Source organism: Flagellimonas hadalis (assembly GCF_007785775.2).
In the GTDB taxonomy this organism is placed as follows: Bacteria; Bacteroidota; Bacteroidia; order Flavobacteriales; family Flavobacteriaceae; genus Flagellimonas; species Flagellimonas hadalis.
Genome location: NZ_VNIK02000002.1, coordinates 183,201 through 200,171, shown reverse-complemented (window position 1 = coordinate 200,171; position 16,971 = coordinate 183,201). Strand labels below are relative to the sequence as shown.

The following is a 16,971-nucleotide window of genomic DNA, read 5'->3' as shown; positions in this document are numbered from 1 at the left end:
ATTTTACCTAAAAAGAAATGCGCTATTTCAACTGAAATTCAGTGGAGGCGAGCAATCTTTCGTCCTCAAACACATTCAAGGTATAGATTCCCTCCACCAATGATGCTTCGGGGACGGTTATAGCGTCGCAAATACTGATTTCCTTTCCGGTGTACACAATCTCCACTTTCTTACTGTAGGTGTTCCCGCTCACGGAAATAGTGTTGGCATTGTCCTCGATAACGGCCATGTTCGGGTCCAAAAATTGGAGGTACAGCACCTTGATGTCGCCTTTTTCATTGGCGTCGCTCAAAATGGTGACACATCCCCGCAATTTTTCAATCGTGGAGGCCTTGTTGGTCTTGATGGGCCTGCCTGCCCTCAATCGGAAACCACTTCCCTCGGCGTCCTGTAGTTTCAAATAACTTTTGATCTTGAGTTCCCGTGTGAGTTCCTTGTTGGTTTCCCGCAGCAGGGACTCTGTCCGCTCCATGTTGCTGGCCCTGCCCCTCAAGTCCTCAAGCTGTTTGCGGGTCTCTTCGTACCTGTTGGCCAGAAGACTGTTGTTATACCTAAGAAAATTGTTCTTGAGCTTTAGACTGTCAAATCGGTTCTCCAATTTGAGAAGCTCTTTCCGGGTCTCCTTCAATTTGGTGATGCTGAAGTTCAATCGGCCTACGGAATCCAACAATTGCTGTACCTTGAACCTTGAGGTCTGCAGTTCGATGTCGTTCACCTCATTGAGTCCCGACAAGCGGTCCACTTCGGCCTTCATCAAGGTAAGATCCTTCACCAAAAGGGATTTTTCCTGCTCCAAGAAGGACATTTGGTTCTTGGATTGTGCATAACTGTAATAGAAGGCTATCAAAATACCCACAATGACCGCAACAAGCGCAGCAAAGATAATCTTGTAGTTGAAATTGTTATCTTGGGGGTTCATGGGTTGACAGACTACTCTAACGCGTATAAGATTTGACACCAAAAAGGTTGGCTAAGATAATAAACGAGATTAACAACATCCTATTGCCGAGGGCATGTTTTGGATGTAATGCCCAATTATTTAGGGGAGAACACATTTTGTGTGCAGTTTGTCGACATGATGTGCCACTCACCGATCATAACTTTCTGGAAGAAAACGCAGTAGACCGTATGTTTTATGGAAGAATCCCGATAAAAAAGGCTGCTTCGTTCATTTATTTTCCAAAAAATGGGCTGGTAAAAAACTTGATCCATTGGTTAAAATACAAAAACCAAGAGGAGATCGGAAGCTTTTTGGGAGATTGGTGCGGCGCCCATCTACAAAATGATGCCGGACTTGAAAAAATAGATGTGGTGGTCCCTGTTCCATTGCACCCTAAAAAACAGAAAAAAAGGGGCTACAACCAAGTGTCGCTCTTTGCACAAAAAATAGTGGAGAGCCTTCAGGCCGAGTATAGGGATGACATCCTCGTAAAGGGCGTGAACATAACATCGCAGACCAAAAAAGATAGGCATCTGCGTTGGGAAAGTTCCAAGGAGGCTTTTCGACTGAACCCCGACTGCAATGCCAATTTCAGGCATGTGCTTTTGGTTGATGACGTGATCACCACGGGTTCCACCATGGAATCCTGTACAAGAGCCCTATTACAACTTGAAGAGGTGGAAGTTTCCCTGTTGAGCATGGCCGTGGTGCAGCAGGGTTAAAATTTGTGAATCCCTTGCCCCAGTTTTCAAATTAGTTGTTTCTTTGCCCCACATTGGTTTTAGGCATGGTGTACTTAAAAAAAGTGTTGGGTTTTCTTTTCTTCGCCTTCATCGTTCTGGCGCTTTGGCAATGTGCCAAAAGAGGATCCCCGAGCGGTGGGCCCAAGGACATAACACCCCCAAAACTGGTGCGCACGGAGCCTGAAAACTTCAGCATCAATTTCAAGGCAAAAAAGATCAGGCTTTATTTTGATGAACTCATCAAACTGGAAGATGTACAGAACCAACTGGTGGTTTCCCCTCCATTTAAAAATGCGGCACAGATCATGCCCCAGGGTATTCCGAGCAAGTACATCGAACTGACCATAAAGGACACCCTTCGGGAAAATACCACCTATACCATCAATTTTGGGCAGAGCATCGTGGACAACAACGAGGGCAACCCCAATCGGTTTTTGACCTATGTTTTTTCCACTGGTGATTACATTGATTCCCTTTCCGTTTCAGGTGCCGTAAAGGATGCCTATGACCGAAAAGCAGAAGAATTCATCAGTGTGATGCTCTATGAAATGGACAGCACCTATTCCGATTCCACTATCTACAAAAGTCCCCCGCTATATATTTCCAATACCGGGGACAGTCTTCCGTTGTTCGAGCTCAAAAACCTGAAAGCAGGAAAATATGCCCTCATAGCGCTCAAAGATGTGAACAAGAACAACATGTTTGACCAGAAGCAGGACAAGATCGGTTTTGTACAAGATACGATCACCATACCCACAGACTCCACCTACGTGTTGAGCCTTTTTAAGGAAATCCCCGATTATGTTGCTTCCGTGCCCAGTTATGTGGCCAAGAACAAGGTCATCTTTGGCTTTCAGGGTGACCACAGGGACATGAAAATCGAACCATTGACCGTTTTGCCCGATTCCGTAAGGACCACCATCCAAAAGGAGCGGGGCAAGGACACCCTCAACTATTGGCTGACCCCCACCGACTTGGATTCCATTATTTTTACGGTGGCCAACGATAAGATGAAAATGATCGACACCTTCACCGTAAAGACCCGAAAACTGCCTTTGGATTCCCTGAAGGTGTCCACCACTGCCAGTGGGAAGTTCAATCTGGAAGACACTTTTAGCCTGCTCGCCAATACGCCCATCACCGAAGTCGATACCAGCAAGTTTGGGCTGATGGTCAGTGATTCCATCCCCATTCCATATACCCATGCCCTGGACACCTTGGGGAACAAAGTAGATTTTGATTTTGAGGTGGAACCCAACCAAAAATACCGCTTCTCGTTTCTTCCAGGGGCCATTACCGATTTTTTTGGGATGCAGAACGATACACTTGACTATAGTTTCTCCACCAGTAGCCTAACGGATTATGGCGTTCTTCGCATGAACCTCGGCGGTAGTGTGACCTATCCTGTGATTGTACAATTGACCAATGAAAAAGGGGATGTGATACGTGAGATCATTGCCACGGAACCCCAAGTTTTTGAGTTCAACAGCCTTGAGCCGTCCAACTATGTGGCCCGTGTTATTTTTGACGAGAACGGAAACGGGAAATGGGATACGGGAAGCTACCTCAACAAAATACAGCCTGAACGCATCAGTTACTATCCGGGTTTGATCGAAATTCGGGCCAATTGGGAAAAGGAAGAAAGTTTTATTCTTTCCAACTAAAATTGTCCCTATCTTCTAAAAAACGAAGTTTTTTTCGGGTAGATTCTATTTGATTCTTGTCCAATGTGACATATAGGATTTCCTCTTGATCGGAGTAGGCAATCTGTTTTCCCAACTCATCATAAACGGCCGAATGTCCGGGATATTCATGTTGTAAATCGTCCAGACCGGTTCGGTTTACCCCGATGCAGTAGGCCATGTTCTCAATGGCGCGGGCTTTTAACAGGGTATCCCAAGCCTCTATTCTGGGTTTTGGCCAATTGGCCACATAGATCAGCACATCATAATCTTCCACATTTCTGGCCCAGACCGGAAAGCGAAGATCGTAACAGATCAGCGGGCAGATCTTAAAACCCCTGTACTCTACGATCAGTTTTTGTTTCCCAGCCTCATATACCTTGTCCTCTCCTGCCAAGGTGAAGGTGTGTTTTTTATCATAGGTACTGTATTTTCCGCTAGGTTCCACAAAGAAAAGGCGATTGAATTGGTTTCCATTTTCCTGAAAGACGATACTCCCTATTACGGCCGTGTTCTTTTGTTTGGCCAATCGTTGCATCCATTCCACCGTTTTCTTTCCTTCGGATGGGTCAATATGCCCTGGTTCCATGGTGAACCCACTGGTGAACATTTCGGGAAGCACGACCAAATCCACATCCTCCGAAATGGTATCGATTTTTTCCCCGAACATTTTTCTGTTTTGTTCCGGGTTCTCCCAATGAAGATGTGACTGTATGAGTGCTATGCGTAGAATTTGGGCCATCATTTGTTTTCCAAAAGTTTCACCAATGGTTGTATGCCCAGTTCCTTGGCATGGTCCAAAGCGGATTTTCCTTTGGCATCTTTGATGGAGACATCGGCCCCATGTGCCAAAAGCAGTTCCGCTATATCTTCCCGATTGAAGGTCACCGCATAGATCAAACAAGTGGCTCCCATGGCATTTTTGTGGTTCACATTGGCCCCAGCTTGGATCAATTGCTTTGCAATGTCCACATAACCCTTGAAACAGACCCCCATCAAGGCGGTGTTGCCGGACCCGTCCTTGGCATCTACCTTGGCCCCTTTTTCCAATAAGAGTTCCACCACATCCCCATGGCCGTAATAGGCGGCCAGCAAGAGCGGGGTAGAGCCTCTTTGATCTTGGGTCTCCAAGAGTTTGGGGGCGGCCTGCAACTGGGATTCAACGGCATCCACATGTCCGTTTCGGATATGGTTGAAAAAATCTTCGTTACTGCTCATATTAATTTGAAAGTTATAAAAAAACTGCCACAACCTAAATCGGTCATGGCAGTCTTTTGCAGTTTCTTTTCTTTTTCTATAGACTTAGATCATTTGCCAGAATTAGGCCAAATCGAAACGATCTAGGTTCATCACTTTGGTCCAAGCGGCCACAAAGTCCTTCACAAATTTCGCCTTGCCATCTTCTGAAGCATATACTTCGGCCAAGGCTCGCAAAATGGAATTGGAACCAAACACCAAGTCCACTCGGGTACCGGTCCATTTAAAATCTCCTGTTTTGCGGTCACGCCCTTCATATAGTGATTTTTCTTCGTTGGTAGCCTTCCATTCGGTACCCATATCGAGCAAGTTCACAAAGAAATCGTTGCTCAATACACCGATAGTATCGGTAAGGACACCATGTCTTGAACCATCAAAGTTGGCTCCCAATACGCGCAAACCGCCGACCAAAGCGGTCATTTCTGGCGCTGTTAGGGTCAACAACTGGGCCTTGTCCACCAACAAATGCTCTGCTGGTACTTTTAGTCCCTCCTTCACATAATTTCGGAAACCGTCAAACGGAGTGTTCAAATAATTTACGGAATCAATCTCGGTCTGTTCTTGGCCTGCATCGTTACGCCCTGGAGTAAAGGGTACTTCTGTAACAACACCTGCTTCACCAGCAGCTTTTTCAACGGCTGCACTTCCAGCCAGAACAATCAAATCTGCCAAAGAGATTTTCTTGCCACCACTTGCTTTGCTGTTGAATTCATCTTTGATTCCTTCAAGAACCTGGACGGTTTTATCCGTGCCTTTGTTCACTTCCCAACTCTTCATGGGCTCCAAGTTGATACGCGCCCCATTGGCACCTCCACGCTTATCACCACCACGGAATGTGGCTGCGGACGACCATGCAGTATATACCAAATCAGAAACGGAAAGACCGGATTCCAACACTTTGGATTTCAATGCTTTTACATCAGTGGCATCCACCAAGGTATAATCCACGGCTGGGATAGGATCTTGCCAAATCAATTCTTCTTTGGGCACTTCTGGACCCAAGTAACGGGAAATTGGTCCCATATCTCGGTGGGTCAGCTTGAACCACGCACGGGCGTAAGCATCGGCAAAGGCCTGGGGGTCGTTCAAGAATTTACGGGAAACCTTTTCGTATGCGGGATCAAAGCGCAAAGACAAGTCGGTCGTCAACATCGTTGGCTTCCTGTTGGGGCCTCCAAACGGATCGGGGATGATGGCCTCGGCATCCTTGGCCACCCATTGGTGCGCCCCTGCCGGACTTTTGGTCAATTCCCATTCGTACCTGAACAAGAATTTGAAGAAATCATTGCTCCATTGTACCGGGGTGGAGGTCCAGATCACTTCCAAACCAGAGGTAAAGGCATCGGAACCTTTTCCCGAACCATTTTTATTCTCCCATCCAAAGCCTTGTGAAGCCAAATCTGCTGATTCCGGATCTGCATCCATCATTACTTTATCGCCAACTCCATTACCATGCGTTTTTCCGATGGTGTGACCTCCAGCAATCAATGCTACGGTTTCTTCATCGTTCATGGCCATACGTTCAAAAGTTTCGCGGATATCATGTGCAGCAGCCACTGGATCAGGGTTACCGTCCGGTCCTTCTGGGTTCACGTAAATCAATCCCATTTGAACAGCTGCCAATGGGTTCTCGATCTCTCGTTCCTCTTTATTATGCTGATAACGACTGTTCGGGGTATCGCTAGTAGCCAACCATTCAGTTTCATTACCCCAGTATACATCTTGGTCTGGTTCCCAAACGTCCTCACGACCTCCAGCAAAACCAAAAGTGCGGAACCCTGTGGATTCCAAGGCCACGTTACCGGCCAAGATCATAAGATCAGCCCACGAAATTTTCTGGCCATATTTTTGTTTGATGGGCCACAACAGACGACGGGCCTTGTCCAAGCTCACGTTATCTGGCCAAGAGTTAAGGGGTGCAAAACGTTGTTGCCCACGGCCACCACCTCCACGGCCATCTTGCACGCGATAGGTACCGGCACTGTGCCATGCCATCCGGATGAACAGGCCGGCATAGCTGCCAAAATCGGCTGGCCACCAATCCTGCGAATCGGTCATGACATCCAAAAGGTCTTTCTTGAGCGCAGTGTAGTCCAATTTCTTGAACTCTTCGGCATAGTTGAATTTCTCCCCAAACGGATTTGATTTTTCCGAATGTTGGCTCAAAAGTTCCAACTTCAGTTGGTTGGGCCACCAATCTTTGTTGGTCGTACCTCCACCAGCTACCTGGCTCAGTTCACCGTTTAAAAAAGGGCACATTCCTTCGTCAGCCCCATTCGCCAATTCTTTACTCATGATTGTATGTTGTTTTAATTAGATTTTTCGCCTCCATAAAATTACAAAAATGCCGTTCTTCAGCATAGACAATTCATATTAAAATATTATAAAATCATAGATTAAACCTATTTCAACAAGTGGTTTCATAGATTTTTCCATTTTGGATGGACGAAACCCTCAATTTGGCGCATTTAACCCTCTTGGGGGTGAATATTTACCATATCTTTATATTGGATTACATTGAGCAATCCAAAAACACAATCACAACAACCTAAAACACTGTAGAAATGAAAAAAATGATGCTACCCATGTTGGCGTTGGTCCTCTTCGGCTTTAGCAGAGATACGGGAAAGCTTACAGAGGAAGAGCGCAGGATGGCAAACCAACATTTGGCCGAAACCCGGGACCATATGTTGAACGTTTTGGACGGCCTTACCGATGAGCAATTGAACTTTAAACCAGGTGATGGCTCTTGGTCCATTGCAGAAGGAGTGGAACACCTTGCTATTCTGGAAACCACCTTTGGGGATTTGGTGCACAAGTCCGTGGCCGATGGCCCCAACCCGGCCTTAAAGGATTCCTTGGTGTTCAAAGATGAACAGATCGTGCCCATGGTAACGGACAGGAGCAGCAAAGTGAAAACCTCCGAAGCTTTTGAGCCCAGTGGTAAATTTGGTTCCCACGAGGAAACATTACAAGCTTTTTTGGAGAAGCGCAGCGAACTCATGGATTATGTAAAAACCACTGATGACGACCTGAGAAACCGCTTCAACAGCGATTTCCCATTTGGTACGGTGGATGCATTGCAACTTATTATATTCACTGCTGCCCATACTGAGCGCCATGTATTGCAAATGGAGGAGGTCATGGCCCATCCCGATTTTCCCAAATAGGCGGCCAAACAATACCATTTCATTAACATTAATTGGCAAACCCTTTCCAAAATGGAAGGGGTTCGTTTTTTACCTTTGGTGAAACACTAAAACACACGTATTATGAAAATCGCAAAATCAATTGCACTGGCTATGACGCTGCTGTTTGGAGTTAGTGTCTTGGCCCAGAGCAAAAAAGATCAAAAAATAATGGACGATGCGCAAAAGGCTAAACAGACCCTTTTGAATGCCCAACCGGGACTGGAAGATTTTTTTGAGGATTCGGCAGGTTATGCCCTCTTCCCCAATGTGGGCAAGGGAGGCTTCATCATTGGCGGGGCCTCTGGGAACGGGGTCGTTTATGAAGACGGTACTGCCGTGGGCATGGCCGACCTTAAAAAATTGAACGTGGGGCTACAGGCCGGTGGACAGGCCATCATCGAGGTCATCTTTTTTGAGACCGATGTGGACCTGGAACGCTTTAAGGGCGGTGAGTTCCAATTTGCAGCAGAAACCTCTGCCGTGGCCCTGAAATCTGGCGTGGCCTTCAATGCCAAATATAAGGATGGCGTGGCCGTGTTTGCCCTGCCCAAGGCCGGCTTGATGGCCGATGCCTCGGTAGGCGGACAGAAGTTTGGGTACAAAGCGTTTTAATTTAATTTTTAATCCCGCTGCCCCGGTGTAAAATCCTGTGGGGCATTTTGGGGCTGGTTGATGGTCCCCGCATCACCGGTATCATTAAATATGGTCCATTCCGAGAAGGTATAGACCACATTTCCTTCGGTAATATTGCTGTTCCGCACTGCACGGCCATCCTCAAACTCGTGGTCGGTGCCGGAACCGTCCTCGCGGATTCTTCCAAAGACATCGATTACGGTACCAAAAGGGTCCACCAGTTCCAGATTGTCGTCCCCGTTGGAGTCCGCAGGGCTATTGGTGGAGACACCAAGATTTGGAGGAAAGCCATAGACCAGTTCAAACTCTGGAGCATTTGGGGAAATCACGAGTGTGCTTTCTGCTCCTATGATCAATCCCGACAAATCGATGGTGGAACTGATCTCCGTATTTTCGTTGGTATATCTTCGAAGCGTCCAGAGGTTCAGGTCCAAAGGCTCCGGGGCCGAATTGTAGAGTTCCACAAAACGTGCCCCTGCGTTGTTGTCCGGGTCGATAAATTCTGAAATATTGCTAATTATCTTCTAATTTAATCTTATGGAGGGATTGGTAAATTCCATTAAAAGTTGTCTCAAAGTCGTTTCTGGAGACTGGTTACACCAAGCTTCAGATATAAAAGAATCCTGAGAATCAGAATAAAATAAAAATGGATAATACCGTAGAATTGTACTTAGAACAAAGGCAAATAAATAATTTGACAAAATAGGTCGCCAGACTAAACGCCTTGCACCTACATCTAACTTTGTAATAAAGTACCAGTAATTTTCTTGTAGGTTTTGGTGAGAAGGATAGACAAAAAAACCTGCTAGAGCAATCTGTGCTTCCCTAGAAATTTCTTGTATTCTGACCTGCAAACTGGACCCATTCAAACTTAATGGCTTAAAATTGATTAAAGTATTTCTTGAAAACTGACTAGAATGAACATTGTATTCTGATTTCCAATCAGAAAAATCAAATCTCGATACAAATTTTTTGTGAACTAAAGAATATAATTCAAAAGGCAAATCATTTAATAGATTATTTAAATATTCATCATTACATAAAATTTCAAACCAAGCTTCCTTATTAGAGTATCTTATTGTCGAATAAACTGGAAGCACTTTTTTATCTATCCCATAGAAATTTGTTGACTCATGTTCAATATCTTGGCAATATGATATTATATCACCTACAGTAACTTTAACATTATGATTGAAAGGCCATTCAACCCCAGTTACTGCTTTGTAAAAAATTGCGAATATATTTTTCTTACCCCTGGAGACCTTAGGATGAATCTCGATTTCAAAATCTAGAAGGTTATTAATTGACTGTGTTTGAGCGGATAATCCATGATAAACATTAGTTGAAGCTAAATACGTGCCCGACAAATATCTTTTAGACACAATCAATGCTTTTGCCAAATTTAAAAAGCTATAGTAATAGATAAGTCCTGACGATTTCCAATTTGATTTAACTGCGTCATTAAAATAGGTCTTTGCTTGATCAATATAGGGGGCTGTTACTTTTTTTCCATACGGTGCCTTGCCCCCTCTTAAATATCTGAGCATTTGCAACTCTTGCCATAATTGCAAATAGACATCATTATTCGTGGTCGAAATATTATATATTTCTTTTTGAGTTGGTTTATAACCACGAACACCCATTTTTTAATCCTTTTATTGATTAAAATAATGATTATTTCCCATATTTGAATATTAGGTGAAATCATTCTTAACTGGTTTCCAATTTTCAATTTGAAAAAAATGACAATAAGAATCCCAAAAGACGAAGACAAACACATTTCTGGCACAAGTGATATTGCTCGTATTATGCAAAAGGTGCTGTGGCGACAGAATAAGCTACACAGACAAAAGGAATATTTTTGGACTGTAGGACTTAATGCTGCTAATGATATTGAATATATCTAACTAGTGACCATTGGCACCAGCAATCGAAATATTGTTGATCCTGTGGACGTATTAAGCATGCCTGTATCCAAAAAATGTAAAAAGATAATTCTCTGTCACAACCACCCCTCGGGAAACTTGGAGCCCAGTGAGGCTGATATCCTGTTTACGGAGCGGATGGAAAAAGCGGCAGCCATAATGAAAATAGAGCTACTGGACCATATCATCATTACGGAAACAAACTATGTTGCCATTTAATGTAAGGACAATTACAAAGTAAATTGGATTGAGATTCCCGCCCCTGTCTGCCGACAGGCAGGTTCACGGGAATGACAATTAAGCGAACCACTGGCCCCAAGGGATACGGCTCAAGATGAGCAATAAACCTAGGCCATAAAAAATGGAGATGGTCTTGAACTTTTTGTCACTCTCCATAAACTTTTTGTGCCTGGACCACCCAATGGTGATCAACGCGAGGGCAATGATGTTGATGAAAGGGTGCTCCAAGGCCAAGAGACGCGCAGGGGCATTCAACCCACCCATACCCAAGGTTTGGATGGCCTTTAGGCCATTGGCCGAAACAAAGTACAGCAACAGGCCCACCAACAGTTGGATGTGGCTCAGGATCAATGCAAAGAGACTAATGCGCAAATCCTTGTGCATGGTAAAATCCTTTTTGCCCAACCAACCCATCAGGGCGTTGACGACTGCAAAAACAAGTACGGCCAGTACAACGTAGGCCATGTAAGAGTGAAGGTTCTTGATAACTTCCATCGGTGTAGTTTGTGTGGTCTAAAAATACGGAATTTATGTATAAAAAAACCCTGCCGGGCGGCAGGGTTTTAATTTATTATGGGTTGGGTCGACTTATTAGAAATCGTAACGCAAAGTAACGTTCCAAGTTCTTCCCAAACCAAAATATCCTTGGTTGGTCACGTTTATACCGTCATAAGTTTCGTCTCCAGGCTCCACAAAGTTGGCCGTGGTAAGCTCAGAAAGGTACTCCTTATCCAGAACATTGTTCATGTTGGCCCTGATCTTCAAAGCTTTTGATTTGTCGATTCCCAAAGGCATGGTGAAGGTCACACCGGCATCCAACAAGCTGAATGAGGGCAATTCCAAGTTTTCCTTGATGGCACCAACATCAGCATATAATTTGTCGTAATATCTCCAATCTGAATCCACAGAGAACATGCTGTTGATCCTGTAGGCCACTCCCAAACCTCCTGAAAGTTGGGCAGCCCCTCCTACTTTACCACCATCATAGTCAATGTTTTCTGTGCTGATTACAACACGGTCCTCATTGGTAATCTGGGTCACTGCATCTCCTTTGTACTCCCAATTTCCAACGGAGGCAAAACCATTGAAAGTAAGTCCTTGTGTTGGTTTTACTTTAAAGTCCACCTCTACTCCAGAGTGCAATTGTTCTGTTCCGAAGTTGGACGTATAGGTCAATACATCATCAACTATGTTTGAACTGGTAACCACCCTGTCCTTCCATGACGTTCTGTACAAGTTCAAATTGGCAGAGAACATGGTACTTGAGTAACCGTAACCAGCTTCCAATCCAAGGATTTTTTCATTCTCGGTCAATGGATTGATGGCATTGGTAAAGTTCAAGTAGATGTTATCATGGTAAGGTTGACGACTATAGTAACCTGCATTGGCATAAAAACTGTGCTGACTGGTTGGGTTATAGCTAAGACCTCCCTTAACGTTATACCCAATGTTGTTCACTTTTTCAGAATCCACTCCTGGAGTTATCCCTGCAGGCAAAGCTGTTCCGGTGCCTTGCTCAGAAGTTCCATTGATAAGGGATTGATCGGCATACTGATAGTGATCGAACCTTTGGTGGTACTGATTGGACAATGCGCCTTGGAAGAAAGCAGAGAAATCATCGGTAGCATACTCTAACTGGGTAAAGACACCTCCGTAGGAAATACGCTCATCATTACTATAATCTGTCTTTTGAAGTTCAGAGAAACTTCTAAAGGTATTTCCCCAAGCACTGGGTTTGTAGCTCTCTGTCGCCAATGAATATTTATATTCACCAGAATCACCGTAAGGTTGGTGGTCGTTGTTTTGGTCGACCAACCTGATATTTTCTCTCCAGCCATCCAAGCCATGGAAATCGGCAACCACCCTAAAGTGCTCACCATAATATGTCCTTAAATCCACACCCACGTTCCAAGTAAGGTTTTCGGAGAATTTTTTCTCAAAGTTTGAAACCAAACCGTACCAGCTGTGCAAGTTCATGGAAGAACGGGTGATGTAGGCAGGATCGAATCCTGAGTTGTTATAACCAATACCTCCTGTGACTGCTGCATTTTGGGCATAAATGGCGTCATAATCGATACGGCCCTCAGCAGTCCTGATTCGACGACCCAAGTTCCCTGTTCCACCACCACGGCCCCAAGAGGCATACAATACGGTAGAAAGTTGGGATGTCTCACTGATGTTCCAGTCCCAGTTCAAGTTGGCGACCGGTTTGTGGTAGAAGTTTCTTCTTTCGGTCATGTACTGACCATTATAGACCCCCCAGTTATTGTTGTAGCGGAGACCATACTCCAAGTAGCTTGATATGGATTTGGTAAAGTTTTGATCGTGGAACTGTGGAGCTCCTGTGATCAAAAAGTTGAATCCGTGGGTATCGTTGGGCCTATATCCTACAGAAATGAAGTAGGTCTGTCCCTCACCAAAGTTTCCTTCATTGTACCCATCTCCTTGCCAGTGGGAAAGCATAACGCTCATACCCCATCCTTTTTCGGAGATTCCTGTATTATATCCTGCAGAAGTTTTCAAATAGTTGTTGTTCGCCACAGTGGCATAACCAAAACCTCCTTCGTTCATTTCAGTGGCCTTGGTCACAAAGTTCACGGTACCACCCACAGAAGAAATGGCCAATTTGGAAGATCCGAGACCACGCTGGATCTGGATACCGTTGGCGATATCGTTCATCCCGGACCAGTTTGACCAATACATCAAACCATCTTCCATACCATTGATGGGCTGACCGTTCAAAAGGAATGCGGTGTTGTCCTGTTCAAAACCCCTGACCCTCATGTTGGTGTCACCAAAACCTCCTGCTTGTCCTGAAACATATACAGATGGGGTGTTGACCAAGGTCATGGTAACATCCTGTGTACCAATTTTTTCTTGGATTACTTTGATCGGAACTGAAGAAACCGCAATAGGAGTTCTTCTGTCTGTCGCAAGGTCAATGATACCAGACCCTACTACAACGACACCTTCCAATTCCTCGGCATCAGGCTGTAGGGCAATGGTGCCAACACTGCCTGTAGTAGTAAAAGGAACACTTTTGCTCACAAATCCGATATAGGAAATGAGCAGGGTCCCGGAACTTTGGTTGACTTCCAAAGTAAAGTTTCCATCAAAATCAGTTGATGTACCTGTGCTGGTTCCCTTCACCATCACAGTTGCCCCTGGAAGCGGACCGCCCAGTTCCCCGTCTGTGACCGTACCAGTAAGAGTTCCTTGTGAAAATGCCATTGCGGACATCAAAACAGCCGCAAAAGCCAAGTAGATTCTTTTCATTTAATTCAGTGTTTTTAAGTAATTAATTAGCCCTGCAAATGTGATTTATTTTTGACACACCGCGATTAAGCCAAGGTTAAAAAAGAACGTTTTGATTAACACAAAATTAACAAACAAAGTTAGCTGACAAACAATTGTTTATGGTTTTTATTCACAAATAAGAACCTCGCAGCCTACTCCTTAAAAAATTGCAGAAGATGTAGCGTGGAGCTATCGTGCTTGCCGATTTCTGAATTCCCCATCTCGGAAAGGATGGTATTGGCCAATTGTTTTCCCAATTCCACCCCCCATTGGTCATAACTGAAGATGTTCCACACGATGCCCTGAACGAATATTTTATGCTCGTAAAGGGCAATCAGGGCACCCAAACTCTTGGGGGTGAGTTTTTTGATCAAGATGGTATTGGTGGGCTTGTTGCCCTCGAACACTTTAAAGGGATAAAGTGCCTGAAGTTGGTCTTCGGGAAGCTTTTTCAATTCTGCCTTGGCCTCTTCCGCAGTCTTTCCGTTCATCAGTGCCTCGGTCTGGGCAAAGAAGTTGGCCATTAGTTTGTCGTGGTGGTCCTTATCGCCATAAAGCGATTCCTTGAAACCAATAAAATCCGTGGGGATCAGTTTGGTCCCTTGGTGGATCAGTTGGAAGAACGCATGTTGTGAATTGGTGCCGGGCTCTCCCCATATAATGGTCCCGGTCTGGTGGGAAACCCTGTTCCCGTTCCGGTCCACACTCTTGCCATTGCTCTCCATGATGCCCTGTTGCAGATAGGCCGAAAAGCGATGCAGGTATTGTGTATAGGGAATGATGGCTTCCGTTTCGGCACCAAAAAAGTTATTGTACCAAACACTGATCAGCGCCAAAACAACGGGAATGTTCTTCTGGAATGGGATTTCTTTGAAATGAAGGTCCATTTCGTGTGCCCCGTCCAACAATTCCTCGAAATTTTCGTATCCCACGGATAGCGCAATGGAAAGCCCTACGGCACTCCAAAGGGAAAAGCGGCCTCCTACCCAGTCCCACATGGGGAATACATTTTCATCGGCAATGCCAAATTCCCCGATTTTTTCCAGATTGGTGGAAACTGCCGCAAAATGAAGGGCCACATCTTTCTCAGCGGCACTCTTCAAAAACCATTTCTTAATGGTAAGTGCGTTGGTTAGGGTCTCCTGTGTGGTGAATGTTTTGGAAACGATCACAAAAAGGGTGGTCTCTGGGTCGAGTTCCTTCAGCACTTCATGTACGTGGTCTCCATCCACATTGCTCACAAAATGCATCTTAAGATGATTCTTGTAGAATTTCAGGGCCTCGGTGACCATTACAGGTCCAAGGTCGGACCCCCCGATGCCGATATTGACCACATCGGTAAAGGCCTTGCCCGTAAATCCCTTTCTCTTTCCGGAAATGACCTCTTCGGAAAAGGATTTGATTTTTTCCCTGACCTCGAAGACCTCATCCACGATGTTCTCCCCGTCCACAAAAATTTTGTCCCCTTTTTTTGCCCTAAGGGCAGTATGGAGTACGGCCCTTCCTTCGGTCTGGTTGATAAGGTCCCCTTCAAAATAGCTTTTGATGGCCCCTTTCAGTCCCACCTCTTCGGCAAGCTCAAAAAGCAACGACAGGGTTTCTTCGGTGATCCTATTCTTTGAATAGTCCACCAAAAAATCGTTCCAGGACAGCATCAGGTTTTTACCGCGGTCCTTGTCCGCAGCAAACAGTTCTTTTATCTGTGTGTCCTTATGTTGTTCGTAATGCGCTAAAAGTTTGTTCCAGGCCTTGGTGGTAGTGGGGTCTATTTTGGGTAATGCCATTACTGGTTATAGGTTATGAGGGTTTCTTCAGGTTCTGGGGCGGGTTCCATAAATTCTATGCAGTCCAATTGTGTTCTTAGGGGCTCTATGTGTTCCATATATTGTGTGCGGAGCGAATCGACAATGGGTTCTGCCGTGGGGAGTTCTTCCCTCAGGGGATCCACTTGCCTGTCGTTCTTCCAAAAACGATAGCATACGTGGGGGCCTCCCGTATTGCCGGTCATCCCTATCCAACCAATGACGTCCCCTTGGCGCACAAAATCGCCCTTTTTCACATTCTGGGCCTTCATATGGAGGTATTGGGTACTGTAGATGCTGTTGTGTTTGATCTTTACATATTTTCCGTTGCCACCCCTTCGGGTAGATTCGGTCACTGTCCCATCTGCCGTGGCAATGATGGGTGTGCCTATCGGAGCCGCATAGTCCGTTCCTTTGTGGGGACGCACTTTGTATCCGTAATAGGCTATCCTTCGATTTAGGTTGTACCTTGATGACAGCCTGTACCCAAACTTAATCGGCGCCCTAAGGAAAGTGCTCCTCAGGTTATTGGCCTCCTGATCATAGTAGTCCAAAATATTGTTGACAGAATCGGTCACATAGGGAAAGGCGTAAATGGGCCTGCCCTTGTGCTCAAAATAGGCTGCTTTTATACGGCCACGGCCAGCATAGATGCTGTCGTTGATGTATCGCTCATCAAAGATGACCTTGAATTTGTCTCCCTTTTCCAGTTTGAAAAAGTCGATGGTCCAGGCATAGATTTCCGAAAGTCCGATGGTGACGCTGTAATCCACACCCAAATTGTCCATGGTCAAGGAAAGGTTGTTGTCGATGATGCCACCCACTTCCCTTTCCACCAATTTCACTTTTCGTTTGCTCTTGTAGGCCACGGCACTGTCCCGAAGGTCCACCACGGTATAGTTGATCCTGTCGTCTTGGTAGATGAACACTTTGGCCACTTCGGAAGTGTCCCTGGATTTGAGGATAAGATAGGGGTTGCCAATTTTGATCTTCCGTACATCGAAAGTGTCCCTGTAGTTTTCGGAAATGGCAGCAATCTTGGGGTAGTCCACTTTGTTTCGGAGCATGAGCTCGCCAAAGCTGTCGCCCGATCTTACGGTATCGCGGACCACGTTGAACTCCTCCAAATTGAACCCATAATGCAGGACGGGAGGTTTTTCGATCGTTTCCACTATTGCCACTTCATCGACCGGTTCCTTGGCCTGTTTGCACGACACCAGTACCATCAGTGTCAAGATTGCCCCAATACATTTTTGCATCA

15 protein-coding genes are annotated in these 16,971 nt (G+C 45.3%); 5 read left to right on the top strand and 10 right to left on the bottom strand.

Annotated elements, in window-relative coordinates; genetic code table 11:
• Nucleotides 1-22: 22 nt before the first annotated feature.
• Nucleotides 23-919 (bottom strand): hypothetical protein, encoded by an 897-nt coding sequence (locus tag FOT42_RS05030; protein ID WP_151889490.1) that lies wholly within the window; start codon nt 917-919, stop codon nt 23-25.
• 209 nt (nt 920-1,128) lie between these two features.
• Between FOT42_RS05030 and FOT42_RS05025 the strand changes: the two genes are divergently transcribed.
• Both FOT42_RS05025 and FOT42_RS05020 read left to right on the top strand, forming a co-directional pair.
• Nucleotides 1,129-1,662, top strand: coding sequence for a ComF family protein (locus FOT42_RS05025; RefSeq protein ID WP_226789806.1), 534 nt, complete (start codon nt 1,129-1,131; stop codon nt 1,660-1,662).
• A gap of 65 nt (nt 1,663-1,727) precedes the next feature.
• Nucleotides 1,728-3,347, top strand: a complete 1,620-nt coding sequence (locus FOT42_RS05020) for an Ig-like domain-containing domain (protein WP_151889488.1) — start codon at nt 1,728-1,730, stop codon at nt 3,345-3,347.
• On the opposite strand, the gene FOT42_RS05015 is transcribed toward FOT42_RS05020, so the two are convergent.
• From FOT42_RS05015 to katG, 3 genes are all read right to left on the bottom strand, one after another.
• Nucleotides 3,331-4,107, bottom strand: a complete 777-nt coding sequence (locus FOT42_RS05015) for an amidohydrolase (protein WP_151889716.1) — start codon at nt 4,105-4,107, stop codon at nt 3,331-3,333. The genes FOT42_RS05020 and FOT42_RS05015 overlap by 17 nt on opposite strands.
• On the bottom strand, nt 4,107-4,583 hold the full coding sequence (locus FOT42_RS05010) for an ankyrin repeat domain-containing protein (RefSeq protein WP_151889487.1): 477 nt from the start codon (nt 4,581-4,583) through the stop codon (nt 4,107-4,109). Before FOT42_RS05010 ends, FOT42_RS05015 begins: the two co-directional genes overlap by 1 nt.
• A gap of 102 nt (nt 4,584-4,685) precedes the next feature.
• Nucleotides 4,686-6,917: a catalase/peroxidase HPI gene (gene katG / locus FOT42_RS05005; RefSeq protein ID WP_226789805.1), complete on the bottom strand. Its 2,232-nt coding sequence runs from the start codon at nt 6,915-6,917 to the stop codon at nt 4,686-4,688.
• Between the two features lie 269 nt (nt 6,918-7,186).
• Between katG and FOT42_RS05000 the strand changes: the two genes are divergently transcribed.
• The gene (locus FOT42_RS05000; RefSeq protein ID WP_151889486.1) at nt 7,187-7,792 is read left to right on the top strand and encodes a DinB family protein; all 606 of its coding nucleotides are present in this window, start codon (nt 7,187-7,189) and stop codon (nt 7,790-7,792) included.
• Nucleotides 7,793-7,894: 102 nt separating this feature from the next.
• Entirely contained in the window at nt 7,895-8,425 is a 531-nt protein-coding gene (locus FOT42_RS04995; protein ID WP_151889485.1) for a lipid-binding SYLF domain-containing protein, read from the top strand.
• A gap of 8 nt (nt 8,426-8,433) precedes the next feature.
• Here FOT42_RS04995 and FOT42_RS04990 read toward each other — a convergent pair whose 3' ends face one another.
• Both FOT42_RS04990 and FOT42_RS04985 read right to left on the bottom strand, forming a co-directional pair.
• Nucleotides 8,434-8,943 (bottom strand): lamin tail domain-containing protein, encoded by a 510-nt coding sequence (locus FOT42_RS04990; protein WP_226789814.1) that lies wholly within the window; start codon nt 8,941-8,943, stop codon nt 8,434-8,436.
• Between the two features lie 27 nt (nt 8,944-8,970).
• Entirely contained in the window at nt 8,971-10,089 is a 1,119-nt protein-coding gene (locus FOT42_RS04985; protein WP_151889484.1) for a YaaC family protein, read from the bottom strand.
• Between the two features lie 267 nt (nt 10,090-10,356).
• Here FOT42_RS04985 and FOT42_RS04980 point away from each other — a divergent pair, with 267 nt between their 5' ends.
• Nucleotides 10,357-10,590: a JAB domain-containing protein gene (locus FOT42_RS04980; RefSeq protein WP_151889483.1), complete on the top strand. Its 234-nt coding sequence runs from the start codon at nt 10,357-10,359 to the stop codon at nt 10,588-10,590.
• A gap of 78 nt (nt 10,591-10,668) precedes the next feature.
• On the opposite strand, the gene FOT42_RS04975 is transcribed toward FOT42_RS04980, so the two are convergent.
• The 4 genes from FOT42_RS04975 to FOT42_RS04960 form a co-directional block, all read right to left on the bottom strand.
• On the bottom strand, nt 10,669-11,106 hold the full coding sequence (locus FOT42_RS04975; protein WP_151889482.1) for a hypothetical protein: 438 nt from the start codon (nt 11,104-11,106) through the stop codon (nt 10,669-10,671).
• Between the two features lie 96 nt (nt 11,107-11,202).
• A complete protein-coding gene (locus FOT42_RS04970) occupies nt 11,203-13,887 on the bottom strand; it encodes a TonB-dependent receptor (RefSeq protein WP_151889481.1) in 2,685 nt (894 codons plus the stop codon).
• A gap of 173 nt (nt 13,888-14,060) precedes the next feature.
• Nucleotides 14,061-15,692, bottom strand: a complete 1,632-nt coding sequence (gene pgi / locus FOT42_RS04965) for a glucose-6-phosphate isomerase (RefSeq protein ID WP_151889480.1) — start codon at nt 15,690-15,692, stop codon at nt 14,061-14,063.
• The gene (locus tag FOT42_RS04960; RefSeq protein ID WP_151889479.1) at nt 15,692-16,969 is read right to left on the bottom strand and encodes a M23 family metallopeptidase; all 1,278 of its coding nucleotides are present in this window, start codon (nt 16,967-16,969) and stop codon (nt 15,692-15,694) included. The genes pgi and FOT42_RS04960 overlap by 1 nt, the downstream gene beginning before the upstream one ends.
• Nucleotides 16,970-16,971: the final 2 nt, after the last annotated feature.

Bases quoted from the DNA above. Each gene is read 5' to 3' on its own strand.
- FOT42_RS05030 (WP_151889490.1), bottom strand. From the start codon at position 919: ATGAACCCCCAAGATAACAATTTCAACTACAAGATTATCTTTGCTGCG.
- FOT42_RS05025 (WP_226789806.1), top strand. From the start codon at position 1,129: ATGTTTTATGGAAGAATCCCGATAAAAAAGGCTGCTTCGTTCATTTAT.
- FOT42_RS05020 (WP_151889488.1), top strand. From the start codon at position 1,728: ATGGTGTACTTAAAAAAAGTGTTGGGTTTTCTTTTCTTCGCCTTCATC.
- FOT42_RS05015 (WP_151889716.1), bottom strand. From the start codon at position 4,107: ATGGCCCAAATTCTACGCATAGCACTCATACAGTCACATCTTCATTGG.
- FOT42_RS05010 (WP_151889487.1), bottom strand. From the start codon at position 4,583: ATGAGCAGTAACGAAGATTTTTTCAACCATATCCGAAACGGACATGTG.
- katG (WP_226789805.1), bottom strand. From the start codon at position 6,917: ATGAGTAAAGAATTGGCGAATGGGGCTGACGAAGGAATGTGCCCTTTT.
- FOT42_RS05000 (WP_151889486.1), top strand. From the start codon at position 7,187: ATGAAAAAAATGATGCTACCCATGTTGGCGTTGGTCCTCTTCGGCTTT.
- FOT42_RS04995 (WP_151889485.1), top strand. From the start codon at position 7,895: ATGAAAATCGCAAAATCAATTGCACTGGCTATGACGCTGCTGTTTGGA.
- FOT42_RS04985 (WP_151889484.1), bottom strand. From the start codon at position 10,089: ATGGGTGTTCGTGGTTATAAACCAACTCAAAAAGAAATATATAATATT.
- FOT42_RS04975 (WP_151889482.1), bottom strand. From the start codon at position 11,106: ATGGAAGTTATCAAGAACCTTCACTCTTACATGGCCTACGTTGTACTG.
- FOT42_RS04970 (WP_151889481.1), bottom strand. From the start codon at position 13,887: ATGAAAAGAATCTACTTGGCTTTTGCGGCTGTTTTGATGTCCGCAATG.
- pgi (WP_151889480.1), bottom strand. From the start codon at position 15,692: ATGGCATTACCCAAAATAGACCCCACTACCACCAAGGCCTGGAACAAA.
- FOT42_RS04960 (WP_151889479.1), bottom strand. From the start codon at position 16,969: ATGCAAAAATGTATTGGGGCAATCTTGACACTGATGGTACTGGTGTCG.